Origin of the sequence: Novosphingobium sp., assembly GCF_039595395.1 — a bacterium.
Taxonomy (GTDB): Bacteria; Pseudomonadota; Alphaproteobacteria; order Sphingomonadales; family Sphingomonadaceae; genus Novosphingobium.
The window spans coordinates 2,148,863-2,164,963 of sequence record NZ_JBCNLP010000001.1 but is presented as its reverse complement, the minus strand read 5'-3'; the positions used below and the strand labels follow the sequence as shown (position 1 = coordinate 2,164,963).

The 16,101-nt window shown below is 65.3% G+C and carries 12 protein-coding genes; 8 read left to right on the top strand and 4 right to left on the bottom strand.

Annotated elements, in window-relative coordinates; genetic code table 11:
• Nucleotides 1–155 precede the first annotated feature (155 nt).
• Genes ABDW49_RS10000 through ptsP form a run of 3 tightly spaced genes read right to left on the bottom strand, consistent with a single transcriptional unit; the run spans nucleotide 156 to nucleotide 5,298 of the window.
• Entirely contained in the window at nucleotides 156–1,841 is a 1,686-nt protein-coding gene (locus tag ABDW49_RS10000; RefSeq protein ID WP_343611596.1) for a fructose-specific PTS transporter subunit EIIC, read from the bottom strand.
• On the bottom strand, nucleotides 1,838–2,827 hold the full coding sequence (gene pfkB / locus ABDW49_RS09995; RefSeq protein WP_343611594.1) for a 1-phosphofructokinase: 990 nt from the start codon (nucleotides 2,825–2,827) through the stop codon (nucleotides 1,838–1,840). The genes ABDW49_RS10000 and pfkB overlap by 4 nt, the downstream gene beginning before the upstream one ends.
• Complete coding sequence (gene ptsP / locus ABDW49_RS09990; protein WP_343614228.1) at nucleotides 2,827–5,298, bottom strand: phosphoenolpyruvate--protein phosphotransferase; 2,472 nt, start codon at nucleotides 5,296–5,298, stop codon at nucleotides 2,827–2,829. Before ptsP ends, pfkB begins: the two co-directional genes overlap by 1 nt.
• 197 nt (nucleotides 5,299–5,495) lie before the next feature.
• On the opposite strand from ptsP, the gene ABDW49_RS09985 reads away from it, so the two are divergent.
• From ABDW49_RS09985 to ABDW49_RS09975, 3 genes are read left to right on the top strand one after another with little or no spacing between them, the layout of a single operon-like run.
• Nucleotides 5,496–6,503, top strand: coding sequence for a LacI family DNA-binding transcriptional regulator (locus ABDW49_RS09985; RefSeq protein ID WP_343611592.1), 1,008 nt, complete (start codon nucleotides 5,496–5,498; stop codon nucleotides 6,501–6,503).
• Nucleotides 6,500–7,342 carry a shikimate 5-dehydrogenase gene (locus tag ABDW49_RS09980; protein WP_343611590.1) on the top strand — a complete coding sequence of 281 codons (843 nt, stop codon included), beginning with the start codon at nucleotides 6,500–6,502 and terminating at the stop codon, nucleotides 7,340–7,342. The genes ABDW49_RS09985 and ABDW49_RS09980 overlap by 4 nt, the downstream gene beginning before the upstream one ends.
• Before the next feature lie 60 nt (nucleotides 7,343–7,402).
• Nucleotides 7,403–8,437, top strand: a complete 1,035-nt coding sequence (locus ABDW49_RS09975; protein ID WP_343611588.1) for a class 1 fructose-bisphosphatase — start codon at nucleotides 7,403–7,405, stop codon at nucleotides 8,435–8,437.
• A gap of 62 nt (nucleotides 8,438–8,499) precedes the next feature.
• Here ABDW49_RS09975 and ABDW49_RS09970 read toward each other — a convergent pair whose 3' ends face one another.
• On the bottom strand, nucleotides 8,500–9,195 hold the full coding sequence (locus ABDW49_RS09970) for a ZIP family metal transporter (RefSeq protein WP_343611586.1): 696 nt from the start codon (nucleotides 9,193–9,195) through the stop codon (nucleotides 8,500–8,502).
• Nucleotides 9,196–9,651: 456 nt separating this feature from the next.
• Here ABDW49_RS09970 and ABDW49_RS09965 point away from each other — a divergent pair, with 456 nt between their 5' ends.
• The 5 genes from ABDW49_RS09965 to ABDW49_RS09945 all read left to right on the top strand — a co-directional run bounded on the left by ABDW49_RS09965 (nucleotide 9,652) and on the right by ABDW49_RS09945 (nucleotide 15,988).
• Nucleotides 9,652–10,269 (top strand): CHAP domain-containing protein, encoded by a 618-nt coding sequence (locus ABDW49_RS09965; protein ID WP_343611584.1) that lies wholly within the window; start codon nucleotides 9,652–9,654, stop codon nucleotides 10,267–10,269.
• Between the two features lie 274 nt (nucleotides 10,270–10,543).
• On the top strand, nucleotides 10,544–11,251 hold the full coding sequence (locus tag ABDW49_RS09960) for a response regulator transcription factor (protein WP_343611582.1): 708 nt from the start codon (nucleotides 10,544–10,546) through the stop codon (nucleotides 11,249–11,251).
• Nucleotides 11,242–12,612, top strand: a complete 1,371-nt coding sequence (locus ABDW49_RS09955; protein WP_343611581.1) for a HAMP domain-containing sensor histidine kinase — start codon at nucleotides 11,242–11,244, stop codon at nucleotides 12,610–12,612. The genes ABDW49_RS09960 and ABDW49_RS09955 overlap by 10 nt, the downstream gene beginning before the upstream one ends.
• A gap of 251 nt (nucleotides 12,613–12,863) precedes the next feature.
• Entirely contained in the window at nucleotides 12,864–13,583 is a 720-nt protein-coding gene (locus tag ABDW49_RS09950) for a phosphatase PAP2 family protein (protein WP_343611579.1), read from the top strand.
• A 29-nt stretch (nucleotides 13,584–13,612) separates the two neighbouring features.
• Entirely contained in the window at nucleotides 13,613–15,988 is a 2,376-nt protein-coding gene (locus tag ABDW49_RS09945) for a TonB-dependent receptor (protein ID WP_343611577.1), read from the top strand.
• The last annotated feature ends 113 nt before the right edge of the window (nucleotides 15,989–16,101 follow it).

Sequence of the window (16,101 nt, the reverse complement as noted above, 5' to 3'; positions counted from 1 at the left end):
CCACCGGTACCGTCTGAGCCCATAGCGCAGGCGCAAAACCTGCCACCCCCGCGGCGAGCAACGCCGCGAGCCCTTTCATCGCAACCATGACACGAACTCTCCCGACCCGGTTTATTGTTCAGATTTGGGCGCGCCCGCTTGAACGGGCGCCGCTTTCAGCCCTTGACCAGCGGCTTCTTGAGCAGGCCGACCAGCAATGCGCTCACCACGGTTCCGGCCACCAGCGCCAGCGCGTAACCGCCCAGATGGGTCACGGCTCCGGGAATGGGCAGCACGAAGATACCGCCATGCGGCACCCGCAACTCGGCGCCAAAAGCCATCGCGATCGCACCTGCCACAGAGGATCCGACCATCAGCGACGGGATCACCCGGAAGGGATCGCGCGCGGCAAAGGGGATCGCTCCTTCGGAAACAAAAGCCAGCCCCAGCACCGCCGCCGCGCTGCCCGCCTCGCGCTCTTCGGGCGTGAAGCGGTTGGCGAACAGGCGCGTGGCCAAAGCAATGCCCAGAGGCGGCGTCATACCCGCCGCCATCACGGCCGCCATCGGCGTGTAGACCTGCGAGGAAATCAGCGCGACCGAGAAGGCATAGGCCGCCTTGTTCACCGGCCCGCCGACATCGAAGGCCATCATCGCCCCCAGAATGATGCCCAGCAACACCGCGCTCGATCCCTGCATGGCGCGCAGCCATTCGGTGAGAAAGGCCAGAGCCGCCGCAACGGGCGTGCCCACGGCATAGATCATCGCCAGACCGGTCAGCAGTGTGCCCAGCAGCGGCAGGATCAGCACCGGCTTCAATCCGGCCAGATTCTTGGGAAGCACGATCAGCCGGTTCAGCGCATCGACGCCATAGCCAGCGATAAAGCCCGCGACGATCCCGCCCAGAAAGCCCGCGCCCAGATTGGCCGCCAGCATGCCGCCGATCATGCCCGGCGCGATGCCGGGCCGGTCGGCAATGGAATAGGCAATATACCCCGCCAGCGCCGGAACGATGAGGGCAAAGCCTCCCTTCGCCCCGATCAGGAACAGCGCATGAGCCAACGTGCCCGCAGCCGCATCCTCATTGGCGTGAATGCCGCCCAGCGCAAAGGCCAGAGCGATCAGCAACCCGCCCGCCACCACGAAGGGCAGCATGAAGGACACGCCGGTCATCAGATGCTTGTAGGGGCCTGCACGCTTGGCGCCGCTGTCGGCATTCTCGCTGCTGACGGCGCTGCCCTGCTCGACCACCGCCTCGGCCAGCGCCTTGTCGATCAGCGCGGCGCCGCCGGTGATCGCGGGCTTGGTGTTGGAGGTGAAGACGCGCTTGCCCGCGAAGCGGCTGCGGTCGACCTCGCGGTCGGCGGCGATCAGCACCACATCGGCCTGCGCGATCTCCTCGGCGGTCAGCGGATTGCCCGCGCCCACCGAACCCTGCGTCTCGACCTTCAGCGTGTAGCCCAACTGGCGGGCGCCCTCCTGAAGTCCCTCGGCGGCCATAAAGGTATGGGCGATGCCGGTGGGACAGGACGTCACCGCAACGATGCGGGGGACGGCCTTGTCCTCAACAGGCGCGCTCAGCGCCGAAGCGAGCGCCGCATCGGGATCGGCCAGCACCGCCTCGATGGTCAGGCGATGATGCGCGCGCGCCTCAATGGAAGGATCGCTGGCGCCTTCGGGCGCGACGAAAAGCAGCGCTTCATCCGCCCTGGGCGTTACGGGGTTGATAACCCCCTGCGCACTGCGCAATTCGATCTCCAACGGCTGATCGCGTCGTTTGGCTGCGCGGCGCAAAGCCTCTCCGGCCAGCACGCCGGAGACGCCCGTCTCGCCCGCTTCCACAATGGCATAAAGTCTGGTCATCGGGCCTCTCCCGTCCCGCTCGCGCCGATCTGTTCGGCGCTGTCGATTGTTGTGATGGTCACGTCTTCGCTCATGGCATGGATCGTGCCCAGATCGGGCAGATGCGGCCCCGGTCGGCCCAACTTGGCGACAGCAAAGGCGGTGGCGAGGCGGGCTGTCCGCTCCAGCCCGGCGCCTTCGATGACCGCCGCAGCCAATCCCGCCACCATGGCATCGCCCGCGCCCACGGTGCTGGCCAGTTCCCCGGCAGGCAGGCGCGCCAGCAGCGCGCCCTCTCCGGAGAGGAACAGCGCCCCCTCCTCGCCCATTGACACCACCACCAAAGCGATGCCCTGCGCATGCAACCGCTGGCAACAGCGCACCACATCCTCGATGGTCTCCAGCGGCTCGCCCGCCCATGCGGCCAGTTCGCGCCGGTTGGGCTTGATGATATCGGGCAGAACCTGCGCCTTGAGCGCCAGGGTCAGCGGCACCCCGCTGGTGTCGAGCAACACTTTCGCCCCGCGTGACCGCAGGCGCGCGACCATCTCCGCATAGATACCCGCATGGCATCCGGGCGGCAGGCTGCCCGACAGCACCACCAGAGCATCGTCAGCGGCAAAGGCCTCCACCGCTGCCACGACCTTGCCCGTGGCGATATCATCGGCCGACAGGCCATCCATATTGATGTCCGTCGTCTCGCGATCATCGACGATCTTGATGTTGACGCGGGTCGCACCGGGCAGGCGCTCGAAGCGGTCAGCGATGGGCTTGGCGGCGCACAGGGCCTCGAAAGGCGCCGCATTGTCCGCGCCCAGCAGGCCGAAGGTGGTCACCGGCACACCCCAGTCGGCCAGACAGCTCGCCACATTGACGCCCTTGCCGCCGGGGTCCTGCCGCACGGAGTGCGCGCGATGGACCTCGCCGCGAGTCAGATGGCCGACCGTGATGGTCTGGTCGATGGCCGGATTGAAGGTGACCGTGGCCACGCGCGAAGGGGTCGTCATCACAGGTCTCCGCTGTTGAGGGCACGCACATCGGCGGCGGTATGCGCGGCCAGCGCGCGGGCGGCCAAAGCCTGAAGCTCGCCCATGGTGCTGGCGCGGATGCGCGCCTTGACGGAAGGGATATCGCGCGGCGTCATCGACAGTTCGGTCACGCCCAGCCCTGCCAGCAGCGCCGCGCCAAAGGGATCGCCCGCAATGCCGCCGCAGACGCCGACCCAGCGGTTATGGACCTTCGCGCCCTCCACCGTCATGGCGATCAGGCGCAGGACGGCGGGGTGCAGGCTGTCGGCCTCGCTGGCCAGTTCGGGGTTCTGGCGGTCGATGGCCAGCGCATATTGCGTCAGGTCATTGGTGCCGATCGAGAAGAAATCGGCATGGGCGGCCAGCGCATGCGAGACCACGGCGGCGGCAGGCACCTCGATCATGATGCCGATGGGCACATGGGGGGCGTCCAGCTCGGCGCGGATCGCTTCGCAGCGCTCGCGCAGGGCCAGCAGTTCGGGAACGGAGGTGATCATCGGGAACATGATCGAGAGATCGCCCCCCAGCGCCGCCGCGCGATACAGCGCACGCAATTGCGGATCGAGCAGATCGGGCCGGCGCAGCAGCAGCCGCGCCCCACGCACACCGAGGAAGGGGTTCTCCTCCCTGGGCAGGTCGAGATGCGGCACCTGCTTGTCGCCGCCGATGTCCAGAGCGCGCACGATCAGCGGCCGGTCGCCCAGCGCCTCGATCATGCCGCGATAGATGGCGAATTGTTCGTCCTCGGAAGGCGTGTCACCCGCTTCGAGGAAGAGAAATTCGGTGCGCATCAGCCCCACGCCCTCGCCGCCCTGCGACAAAGCAAAGGGCGCCTGATCGGGCCGGTTGATGTTGGCACCGATGGCAATGGAGACGCCGTCGCGCGTGTCAGCGGGGCGGCTGCGTTCGGCCTCCTGCTCCAGCCGCTGGGCCTCCTTGCGGGCGATCCAGTCGCGGGCCGAGGCCAGATCCTCCTGCGAAGGGTTCAGCCACACGCGGCCCACATCGCCATCGACGATGGCCGTGCCGCCCGCTGCGAGGCTGAGCAATTGCGCCCCGCCCGCCACCACCGAGGGAATGCCCAAAGTGCGCGCCAGAATGGCGCTGTGCGAGGTGGGGCCACCCAGCGCGGTAGCGATGCCCATCACCTTGCTGGTGTCCAGCAGCGCAGTGTCGGAGGGCGACAGATCCTCGGCCACCAGAATGCAGGGCGCATCCGGCAGATCGGCCAGCGTGCCGATGCCAAGGCCCGGATCGATCTGCGCCAGAACGCGGCGCCCGACATCCTGAAGATCGGCGGCACGCGCGGCCAGCACCGGATTACCCAGCGCGGACAATTGGCCCGCCATACGCTCCACCGCCTGATGCCAGGACCACGCCACCCCATGCCCCTCGACCATCAACTGGCAGGTCAGGGTGATCAGATCGGTGTCATCGAGCAGCGCGGCCTGCGCCTTGAAGATCGCCGCCTCGCCCGCGCCAAGGCGGCGGGTGGTGTCGTCGATCAGCGCGACCATCTGCGCGCGGGTCCTGACCAGAGCATTGTTGAGCACAACGCCGCCGCTGGCCAGATCGACCGGCGCATCGGCCACGGTCAATTCCGCGGAGGCCAACACATGCACCGTGCCAATCGCCAGCCCCGGACTGGCCGAAACGCCGCCGATCATCTGCGGCGTGCCCGGCGGGGTCCAGCCATGCACCGGCTTGGCTGCCTTTTCGGCGGCGCGGGCAGCATCGGCCTTTTCGCGCGGGGTCAGGCGGGTGACCGCACGATGGAAGGACTGCAAAGCCGCAGCGGCATCCTTGCCAGCGGCCGAGAACACCACCTCATCCCCCGCCTTCAGGCCCAGTTGCAGCAGGGCGATCAGATTGCGCGGATCGGCCATCTCCTCGCCATGGCGCACGCGCAGGGCAGCTTCGCTGGCCTTGGCCGCTTCCGCCCAGGCCGAAGCCGGGCGGGCATGCAGGCCGGTGGGATAATCGACCACCCAACCGATCGTCTCACCCAGATCGCGCGCCTTTTCCGTCGCTGCCGCCGGAGCCGCGTCATCCTGCAAGGCCTGAGCGATCAGATCGGCATCATCGGTGGTGGACAGGATCTTGAGCCGCGCCTCATCCTGGATCAGGCGGGTCAGGCGGCGCAGGATGGTGATATGGCTGTCCGAACTGGCGGCGATGCCCACCACCAGATGCGCGATCTGGCCGGGATTCCACTCGATACCGTCCACGAATTGCAGCACCACCACGCCATCGCGGCGCACCAGCCCCTTGTCCTCGCCCAGCCCATGCGGGATCGCCACGCCCGAGCCCAGATAGGTGTTGGCCACGGATTCGCGCGCCACCATGCTGTCCTCGTAACCGGAAGCCACGCAGCCCGCCGCGACCAGCATCTGGCCGGCCTGGCGGATGGCGTCCTCCTTGCCGGTGGCGCGCGCGTCGATGCGCACCATCTGGTTCAGGGCAACGGCAGTCGGGTTCACGTCGAGCATATCTCTGGCCTCTCCGGGGCGATTTGTGTCGTCGCCTCGCCCTTGAGAAAACGTTTTCTCATATTTTTGTCAAGAGCCCTTGCGCACAGCCATGAAAATCGGGCATTCCTCCCGCAGCGGACACAGAAGCTGCGCCGAATGAGGAGAAAACGTTTCCCATGACGACTGTTGGCATCAAGGATGTGGCCCGAATCGCCAATGTGTCGATCGCGACCGTCTCGCGCGTGTTGTCGGGCCGCACGGTGGCCGCCGATCTGCAGGAGCGCGTGCAGGCCGCCGTCAAGGAGGTCGGTTATCGCCCCAATCTGGCGGCCCGCCGCCTCCGCTCGCGCCACACCAACACCATCGGGCTGATCGTGGCGGACATCCGCAACCCCTTCTTCACCGCCGTCTCGCGCATGGTGGAGGACATTGCCTATGCGCGTGGCCAGCGGGTGATCCTGTGCAACACCGACGAAAATCCCGCGAAGGAGGCCATGTATCTGCAACTGATGCATGAGGAGCGCGTCTCAGGCGTGATCCTGGCCCCCACCCGCGCCGGGCTGGAGCATGTCGCGCGCGCCACCCCCGATTTCCCCATGGTGCTGATCGACCGCACCGCCCCCGACATGGCGCATGACAGCGTGGTGCTGGACAATGAAGCGATGGCGGCAAGGCTGGTCGAGCATCTCCATGAGCGCGGCTTCACCCGCATCACCGGCCTGTTCGGCGCGGACAGCACCACCGGCCCCCAGCGCCGCGCCGGTTTCGAGCAGGCCGCGCGCCGTCTCGGGCTGGAGGCCGAAGCCATCTCGGTACCCCATGGCGTGGGCGAGGCCGAGCAGACCGTCACCACCCTGCTCAACCGCGCGCAGCGGCCTCAGGCGCTGATGGTCAGCAATGGCGTGATGATGATGGCGGTGCTGCGCGCAGTTCGCGCCGCCGGGCTGGAGGTGCCGCGCGATCTGGCGCTGACAGGCTTCGACCGCGAGGACTGGATGGAGCTTGTCGGCAGCGGCCTGTCGGTGATCCAGCAGCCGGTCGAGGAGATCGGGCGCATGGCGATGACCATGCTGCTCGACCGGCTTGACCATCCCGAGATTTCCGCCCGCAAGGTGGTGCTGGCCGGGCGGCTGATCGCCGGCGGATCGAGCACATTCCCCCCTCAGAAGGACCTTCCCGCATGAAACCACCCATCGGCCGCGATACGCAGCTCTGCATGTCGCTCTCGGCCCGTCCCGGTAATGCCGGATCGCGGCTGCACAATGCGCTCTATGAGGCGCTGGGGCTCGATTTCGTCTACAAGTCCTTTTCAACCAAAGATCTGCCTGCGGCCATCGGCGGCATTCGGGCGCTCTCCATTCGCGGCTGCGCGATCTCCATGCCCTTCAAGGAGGATGTGATCCCGCTGATCGACGCGCTGGAGCCCTCCGCTGCCGTGATCGAGAGCGTGAACACCATCGTCAACGATGATGGCGTGCTGACCGGCTACAACACCGATTACATCGCGGTGCGCGACCTGCTGGAGCGCCGCGCCATCGATCCTTCGACGCCTTTCGTGCTGCGCGGCAGCGGCGGCATGGCCAAGGCGGTGGCCGCCGCGCTGCATGGGCTGGGCTTTGCGCAGGGCACCATCGTCGCGCGCAATCAGCCGCGCGGCGAGGCGCTGGCCAAGGCCTATGGCTATCGCTGGAGCGCCGATCTGCCCGAAAGCCCCGCCCCCTTGCTGATCAATGTCACGCCGCTGGGCATGGAAGGCGCCAACAGCGCCGATCTGGCCTTCCCGCAGGACTGGATCGAGGCCTGCCAGACCGCCTTCGATGTGGTCGCCCAGCCCGCCGACACGCCTTTCCTGAAAGCCGCGGAGGCTCTGGGCAAGACCATCATCTCGGGCGCGGAGGTGATCGTGCTTCAGGCGGTGGAGCAATTCGTACTCTACACCGGCACGCGCCCTTGGCCCCAACAAATTCGCGCCGCTGCGGCTCTGGCTCATGGCGAAGCGGTTGCCGCCAAGCTGGCATTGTGAAACATTAGGCCGTTATAACCGTAAGCCAACCCGCCCCTCTCCCCGACAAAAGGCTTCCGCATGTCCCTTTCCCCAGCGCCCCGACATCCGACACTGACACGCTTCCTGATCGAGCAGCAGCGCGAGCAGAACGTGCTCCCCGGCGAGCTGCGCCTGCTGATCGAAACCGTGGCGCGTGCCTGCAAGACCATCAGCCACGCCATTTCCAAGGGCGCGCTGGGCGAGGTGCTCGGCAGTCTGGGGCAGGAAAACGTGCAGGGCGAGGTGCAGAAGAAGCTGGACGTCATCGCCAACGAGCTGCTGCTCGACGCCAATGAGTGGGGTGGCCATCTGGCGGCGATGGCCTCGGAAGAGATGGAGACGATCCACCTCATCCCCAACCGCTATCCCAAGGGCGAATATCTGCTGATGTTCGATCCGATCGACGGGTCGAGCAACATCGATGTCGATCTCTCGGTGGGCACGATCTTCTCGGTGCTGAAGGCTCCGCAAGAGGTCGCCGGGCGGCAGGTGACCGAAGAGGACTTCCTGCAGCCGGGCACCACGCAGGTTGCAGCGGGCTATGCGATCTATGGCCCGCAGGCGCTGCTGGTGCTGACTCTGGGCACAGGCGTCTATGAGTTCACGCTCGATCGCGAAGTGGGCGCCTGGCGCATGACCGACGGGCCGATGCAGATGCCGCAGGGCAAGCGCGAATTTGCCATCAACGCCTCCAACCGCCGCCAGTGGTCGCCCCATGTGGCGCAATATATCGAGGATCGCGTGGCCGGATCGCAAGGGCCGCTGGGCGAGGATTACAACATGCGCTGGACCGGGTCGATGGTGGCCGATGTGCACCGCATCCTCAAGCGCGGCGGGGTGTTCCTCTATCCGGCGGATGCGCGGCAGGCGGGCAAGGCGCGGCTGCGGTTGATGTATGAGGCCAATCCGATGGCCATGCTGATCGAGCAGGCAGGCGGCGCGGCGACCGATGGCGTGACGCGCATTCTCGATCTGGTGCCCAACGGCCTGCATCAGCGCGTGGGCGTGGTGCTGGGTGACCGCGAGGAGGTCGCGCTGGCCACGGAGAAGCAGCCGGATCTTGCTCTGGGCTGACAATGTTGAGAGAAAGACGGGGCCTTCATCGCGGGATGAGGGCCCCTTTTTTTTGGGCAGCTTCAGGCGCCGCCGATCAGGGATGTGATCACGTCCATGCTGAAAAGCCCCGTGGCGACGAGAGCCGCTGTCGCCCAGAAGCGATTGCCGGCCAGACTGTCCGGGATCAGGTGGAACGCGCCGATATAAAGGAAAATGCCCGCCATCGCGGCGAGAAGAAGCGAGAGGATCGGAGCCGGAATGTTGAGGGCGCCTCCCAGCAGGGCGCCGATCACAGGCGCCAGGGCATTGACCAACAGCCAAAGGCTCGCGCTGCGACGGCTTGGGGAGAGGCTGGCGATGTTCACGCCATCCGCCAGATCATGGGCAAGGATCGCCAGAGCGACAAGCCAGCCCGTCCCCACCGTGAGTTGAAAGGCCAGTCCGATGCTGGCGCCGTCCATCAGGCTGTGAAGCACCAGAAAGCCCGGAATGATCGAGGCACGGTGGCCGGATGCGCGGGTCAGCTTCTGCGAATGACAGGCGGTAAACAGGCAAGCAAGGCAGACGATCATGGTTATCAGAAGTGGTAAAGGCACGTGCTCGCCACGCAAGGCGATGGCTTCGGGCAGCAGATCGAAAAGCGCCGCTCCCATCATCATGCCCGAGGCCAGCGCCTGAAACAGCGCCGCTTTCTGAGGCATGCGGAGCACCAAATGCCCTCCGGCAAAGCTGGCGCAGCCTGCGAGCGCGCCAAAGATCAGCGCCCAGTTCGTCATGATACTGTCCACCCCCTCAGCCTGCGGGGGATGCCCTGATTGTGCTGGCCGCGTGGCCTGAAACGTAAACTCGACACACGCGCCGCCCGTGATTAATGATACACTGTATCATATTGGGCGTTTTTACGCGGATTCAAGAGCTTGTTACAATTTTCTGATCCGGCGCTGGCCATGCGGCGCGCCCTGACTTTGGATTGCCCAGAGCCTTTGCCCACCTGATCGGTCGCTTCGCCGCGCGCAGGAGTGGCGCTCAACCGTTATCCAAACGCGGTTAACGGTTGGAGCATAACTTCTCGATAAGAAAATAATGATATATTGTCACATGTAAATCGGGTCGTTTCAGGAGGCATCAAGGTGCTTGGTTTTCGCGCGGTGCACAAGCGCCGCTCTGTTGGTGTGCGTGGACGTTCCAGCCCCAAGCGCTCATTCCTCCTCCCATGTTTCGTGCAGATTGCGATGATGATCGCGGCCATCTCCGGGTCCACCCCGGCAGCGGCAACCGGCGTGCTGCAATGCGTACCCTTCGCCCGCGCCATGTCGGGCATCAACATCCATGGCGACGCCGATAGCTGGTGGGGCCAGGCCGCCCACCAGTTCGATCGCGGGTTGAGGCCCAAGGTGGGCGCCGTGCTCGCCTTCAAGGCGACGGCCGTGATGCCGCGCGGCCATGTCGCGGTGGTGGAGTCCATCATCGATGAGCGGCATATCCTTCTCGACCACGCCAATTGGTCGCAGCCCGGAATGATCGAGCAGGGCGTGCTGGCTGTCGACACCTCCACCGCAGGCGACTGGAGCGAAGTGCGCGTCTGGTATGCCCCCGTCCATGGTTTGGGATCACGCGAGAGCCCGGCCTATGGCTTCATCTACACGCCAGCCCCCGCAGGCCAGAGCGGTGCAGGCATGACCGCCTTCGAACGCGCCTTCGCCACGCTGGATACGCCCCCGGAAACGCAATCAGAAACCCAGCTTGCCCAATCCGACTATGCGCCCGCCGAAACCATCGGCCGCTTCGGGGCCATGGACGAACGCCCCGTTCTCCAAAACATCCTTGCAAGTCAGCATTCGCCCGGCTGACGCGGGCCATGCCATGAGGACCCAGTGCGCCGTCATGACAACGCCTTGATAAGGGCTGAGAAAGGGTTAGCGCTCGGCATATCCGGAGAGGAAATCCTTCGGAAAAGCCGAAGCGCTGGACAGCTCTTTCGCTCCTGCAGCATGAAAAAAGCGTGAACGTCGGCGTGATTTTTTCCGCAAGCTTGCGGAGGCCTTGATATTCAACGCTTATACCATAACCGCCAATCCACGTCACGAAACTGTCACGCTCACATGTGACAGGATCGGCCCGATTATGGGCGCAATCAGGGTTCTTGTGGTCGAGGACGACCCCGCCATTGCCGGGCAGATTTGCCACGGCCTGACGGCGCGCGGCTATTATACCGATCTGGCCGCCACCGGCCGCGCCGCTTTCGACGCCTGCCGCGCGGGCACATTCGACGCTATCGTGCTGGACCGCATGCTGCCCGACACCCATGGCGTGGCGCTGCTCAGCGATCTGCGTGAGGCCGGACCGGTGCCTGCCGTGCTGATGCTCTCGGCATTGGGCTCGGTGGAGGACAGGGTCGAAGGTCTGGTCGCCGGGGCCGACGATTACCTCGCCAAGCCTTTCGACATGAGCGAACTGAGCGCCAGGCTGGATGCCATCTGCCGCCGTGGCGCGCGCTCGGCCGCCAAAAGCGAAACCGGCGAGGAGGGCGATATTGCCGTGGGCCGCCTGCGCCTCGACACCGCCAGCCACCGCGTCGGCTTTGGCGGCGAGGCGATCGAGCTGAACCGCAAGCAATTCTCGCTGATGGCCTATCTGATGCGCCATGCCGACAAGGTCGTCACCCGCAGCATGCTGATCGAGAACGTCTGGGCCTATACCTTCGATCCGGCGACCAACATCGTGGAGAGCAATCTCTCGCGTCTGCGCACACGGCTGCAGGTCTTGGGATGCGACCCCATCGAGACGCGGCGCGGCGAAGGCTATGTGCTGCGCGCCGATCTGTGCCGCTAGGCGCCGCCGCTTTTCCCGCCCCGCCGCCGCGCATCGGGCGTCTGGCGGTGCAGGTGGGGCTGGCTTTCGCCCTGGCGATGAGCGTGGCGGGCGGCATCGCCTTTCTCGCCGCGCGCTATCAGTTGATGAACGAGGCCGATGAGGCGCTGGCCCATGAAAGCCGCAAGCTGATCCTCAAGGGCTATCCCAACGACAGCGCCACGCTGGCACAGCGCGTCATCGCCCGGCGCGCCCAGAAGATCCTCGCGAGCCGGGGGCATATTGTCTACGGCCCCGATGGGCGGCTGTTGGCCGATGGGCTCGATATCCCGCCCCTGCCCGATGGCTATGCCGAGACCATCTATCGCGACCATTCGCACAAATGGCATCAGGGCCGCGCGCTCAGCCAGCGGTTGCCCGATGGCGGGCGGCTGGTGATCGTCGAGCACAGCGAGGTCGATGCGACCATGCGCGAGATGATGCTGATCGGTCTGATTGCGCTGGTCGTGGCGGGCGGATTGGGCGGCATTGGCGCGGCATGGCTGCTGACGCGGCAGATCGCCCGGCGACTGGATCTGAGCGTGAGCACCGCCGATGCCATCGCTCAGGGCGATCTGTCCCGCCGTGTCTCGCTTGAGGGGCTCGATGGCATCTTTGCCACGCAGGCGGCCAGCCTCAACCATATGCTCGATCGCATGGAGCAGATGATGCGCAGCCAGCGCCAGTTCGCCAGCCATCTGGCCCATGATCTGCGCACCCCGCTGACACGGCTGCGCGGGCTGCTTCAGGCCGATGCCTCGCACACCGATGCCGCCGGCCGCCAGCTTCTCGACAAGGCCGAGCGCGAATGCCGCTCGATCATTTCCATTTTCGATGCGCTGCTAAGGCTGTCGGAGATCGAGGCCGGGCGCCACCCCACCGCCATGGCTCCGCTGGCGCTCGATGAGGTGATCCTCGATGTGGCCGAAACCATGGAGCCCGTGATCGCCGACGCGGGCAGCCATCTGGCGCTCGCCCCCCTGCCCCCAGCCATGGTGATGGCTGATCCGGGGCTGGTGCAGCAATTGCTGGTCAATCTGCTCGACAACATCGCGCTGCATACCCCCGCCGGAACGCGGGCCAGCGTGGCTCTGGCGGTGGAGCATGAGCAGGCCACCATCACCATCGCCGACAATGGCCCCGGCATCGTCCCGCCCGACCGCGAGCGCGTCGTCCGCCCCTTCGAGCGCGGCCATGATACGCTCAGGCGCGACAACACCATGGGCAGCGGGCTGGGGCTGGCCATCGCTCAGGCCATCATGCGTTTTCACAATGGTGCGCTGGAATTGGCGGACAATCGCCCTGGGCTGATGGTGCGGCTGCGTTTTCCGGTCAGCGGCTGAACAGGCAGAAAAACAAGTGCGAGGGTGTTACACCCTCGCGCTCCCATGACGTCTCCCGGCGATAGGGTGGCGGCACAGAGACGGCGCGCCCTGTCTCTCCGCCTGTGGCGGAACATGGCCAACATTCTAAACTTGCAATGTTGGGTTCTTCTGGGGCCATCGTAACACAGCCGTCACACGCGCTTCCTACCCGCCGCTCAACGTTCCGCAGGCCATAAAGGCCCGGAAAGCCGAATGGGGTTTTCACCAAGATGCGTGCCAAATTGCTGGCGGCGGCTGCTTTTGCGGCCTGTGCCCTTGTATCCACCGTATCCGCGCCGCTCTCCGCCAAGACGGAGGCCGATCATCTCTCTTATCTCGATCCGGCGCTGTTTGCCCCCGCGCTCAACGTGCCCGCCCCGCCGCCGCGCGGATCGGCCGAGGAAGCGCGCGAACTCGACGCGCTGCACCGCCTGATCGCCGGCGCCACCCCGGAACGTCTCGCCCGCGCCAAGGCCGATGGGCACAATGAGACGCCGGCGTTGTTCAACGATGCCGTCGGCGTCGATCTGAAAACCCTGCCCGCCACCTGGGACCTGCTGACCACGGTGCAGAGCGAAGGCGAAGTGCTGACCGATGAAGGCAAGACCTTCTTCCACCGCACCCGCCCCTACCGCATCGATGCAACCCTCGCCGTCTGCGGCCAGAAGACCGACAGCGACAAGCCCGCCGACCGTGCCTATCCCTCGGGCCATTCGATGCTTGGCTATTCGGTCGGCTGGATGCTGGCCCGGCTGATGCCGAAAAAGGCCGAAGCCATTCTGGCCCGCGCCCATGATTACGCGCTGAGCCGCCAATATTGCGGCGCCCATTTCGCCAGCGACACCGAAGCCAGCCATGCCATCGGCACGCTGGCCGCCGCCCAACTGTTCAACGACCCGCGTCTGGCCAGCAAGATCGCTGCCGCGCGGGCCGAACTTGCCAAGCTCTGATCTCATCCATCCATCACGGGGATACCATCATGAACGCCTCCTATCGCCGCGCCCTGCTGCTGAGCGCCTGTGCCTTCACGCTGAGCCTGACCGGCACGTCCTATGCCGCGACCGCGCCCGCTGCTCCGGTGGCCAATGATCCGGCCGGTGACCCGGCCGACGGCCCGATCCGCAACACCGACGACATTCTCGTCACCGCCACCAGGGTGAACACCAGCACCCCGATCACCGCCTCGGTCCACACCTTCGAGCCGCAGGCGATCGTTTCGCGCTCGATCATCGAGAACTCGGTGGCGCCCACCGCGGATATCTCGCAGGTGGTGATGCTGACGCCCGGCGCCTCGATCACGCCCAGCAGCGGCAATGGCGTGGGCCTGGCCGACACCAAGATCGTGCTGCGCGGCTTCCAGGACGGCCAGTACAACATCACCTTCGACGGCGTGCCCTTCGGCGACTCCAACGACCCCACCCACCACTCGACCTCCTATTTCCCCAACGGCACCTATGAGCGCATCATCGTCGATCGCGGTCCGGGCGGGGCGACCGATCTGGGGCAGGCCAGCTATGGCGGTCAGGTCCATATCGTCAGCCGCGAGCTGAGCGACAAGTTCTTCATCGAGGACCAGTTTGTCTATGGCAGCTTCAACACCTTCATGGACCGCTTCACCATCAACTCGGGCAAGATCGACAAGCTGGGCGGTCTGAAGATCATCGGCATTGGCGAATACAAGCAGACCGACGGCGCGCTGACCAACCAGGGCGGCTGGTGGGTCAACGGCTTCGTGAAGGCCGAGCTGCCCATCGGCAACAATGCGAAGTTCTCGGTGCTCTCCAGCTTCAACAAGAGCCCCTTCCACTCGGCCGACGCCGCCGGTGGCGCCACGGCGGCGCAGATCGCCGCCTATGGCAAGACTTACGGCGCGATCAGCCCCGCTCAGGCAGCCGGCTCGGGCTATACCAATGCCCGTTCAGACTGGAACTGGGCGATCAAGACCACCGATTTCGAAATCGCGCGCCTGCAGTGGGATGTTTCGCCGAGCATCACCATCGACAACAAGGCCTACACCTATTTCTACAAGAACTTCACCCTTTCCACCGAGGACGCCAGCACGCCCTGCACCACGCTCTCCTCGCTGGATCAGTGCACCGGCACGGGCTATTCCAATGTGAAGGCCCTCGGCACCGGCAATGGCGGCGGCGGCGGCAAGACCATCGCGGGCGACATCCCCGGCTATACGAAGGTCAACCAGTACCGCAACACGGGCGATATCTTCACCGTGAGCTGGAAGAACGCGCTGGGCATCCTGAAGGGCGGCTTCTGGTACGAACATTCGCAGTCGCACCGCTATCGCTATGACTATGACTTCACGACCGCCAGCCGCGCGGGCGGGATCAGCGATTACACCTTCAACTTCGACATCATGAACAACGGCTCCAACTGGAATTACAAGGAGACCGACAAGGCCGCCAACACCATGCTGAACGGTCAGTATGTCCCGGCCTATATCAAATATGACGAGAACACGAGCTGGGACCAGATCCAGGGCTTTGCCGAATATGCCTTCAAGCTGTTCGACGACCGCCTGACCCTGACCCCCGGCGTGAAGGCGATGGACTTCACCCGCAAGATCAACACCCCCATCGCCGCGCAGAGCAGCCGTCAGGGCATCGCCACCCAGCAGAGTTACAAGCCGGTGCTGCCCTATGCGACGGCCAACTTCCTGATCAAGCCTGACTTCTCGGTCTATTTCCAGTACGCCAAGGGCTTTATCATCCCCTCGCTCTCGGCCAGCCTTGAGACTGCCGGCTCCAGCAACGCCGCCGTGCCTCTGAACCCGCAGCCGACCAAGACCACCAACTATCAGACCGGCTTCGTCTTCGCGCGCGACCGCCTGAACATCGATGCCGACGGCTATTACATCCAGGCCAGCAACTCGACGACGATGGACCCCACCACCAATCTGGTGACCATCAGCGCCAATCCGGCCACCTACAAGGGCCTTGAGGGTCAGGTCAGCTATGTGCTGGCCAAGGGGCTGACCGGCATCGTCAACGGCACGATCATGTCCTCGCTCGACGATGTGACGCATCTGTGGCTGACCAAGGCGCCCAACTACACCGCCATGGCCGGCATGATCTTCGGCAATGGCCCCTTCAAGCTGAGCTATCTGCACAAGTTCACCGGCCGCCAGTGGGCCGATGCCGCCAACACGTCGCGCATCGCTCCCTACAGCTTCGGTGTGCTGTCGGGCAGCTTCACCCATGGCAATCTGACCGCGGGCATCACCATCAACAACCTGCTCAACAACACGCCGGTCGTGGCGCAGTCGGGCAGCGGAGCCTCGACGCTCTATATCTTCCAGACGCGGCGCAGCTATCAGGCTTCGCTCAAGGTCCGTATCTGACGGTTCCTTCCACGCCTTGCCCATGAGGTGAACGCGAAGGGCCGGGAGCAATCCCGGCCCTTTTGCCTGCGGCTGTTGGCCTAGGCGTTGGCTTATGCGGCACATCCGGCTAG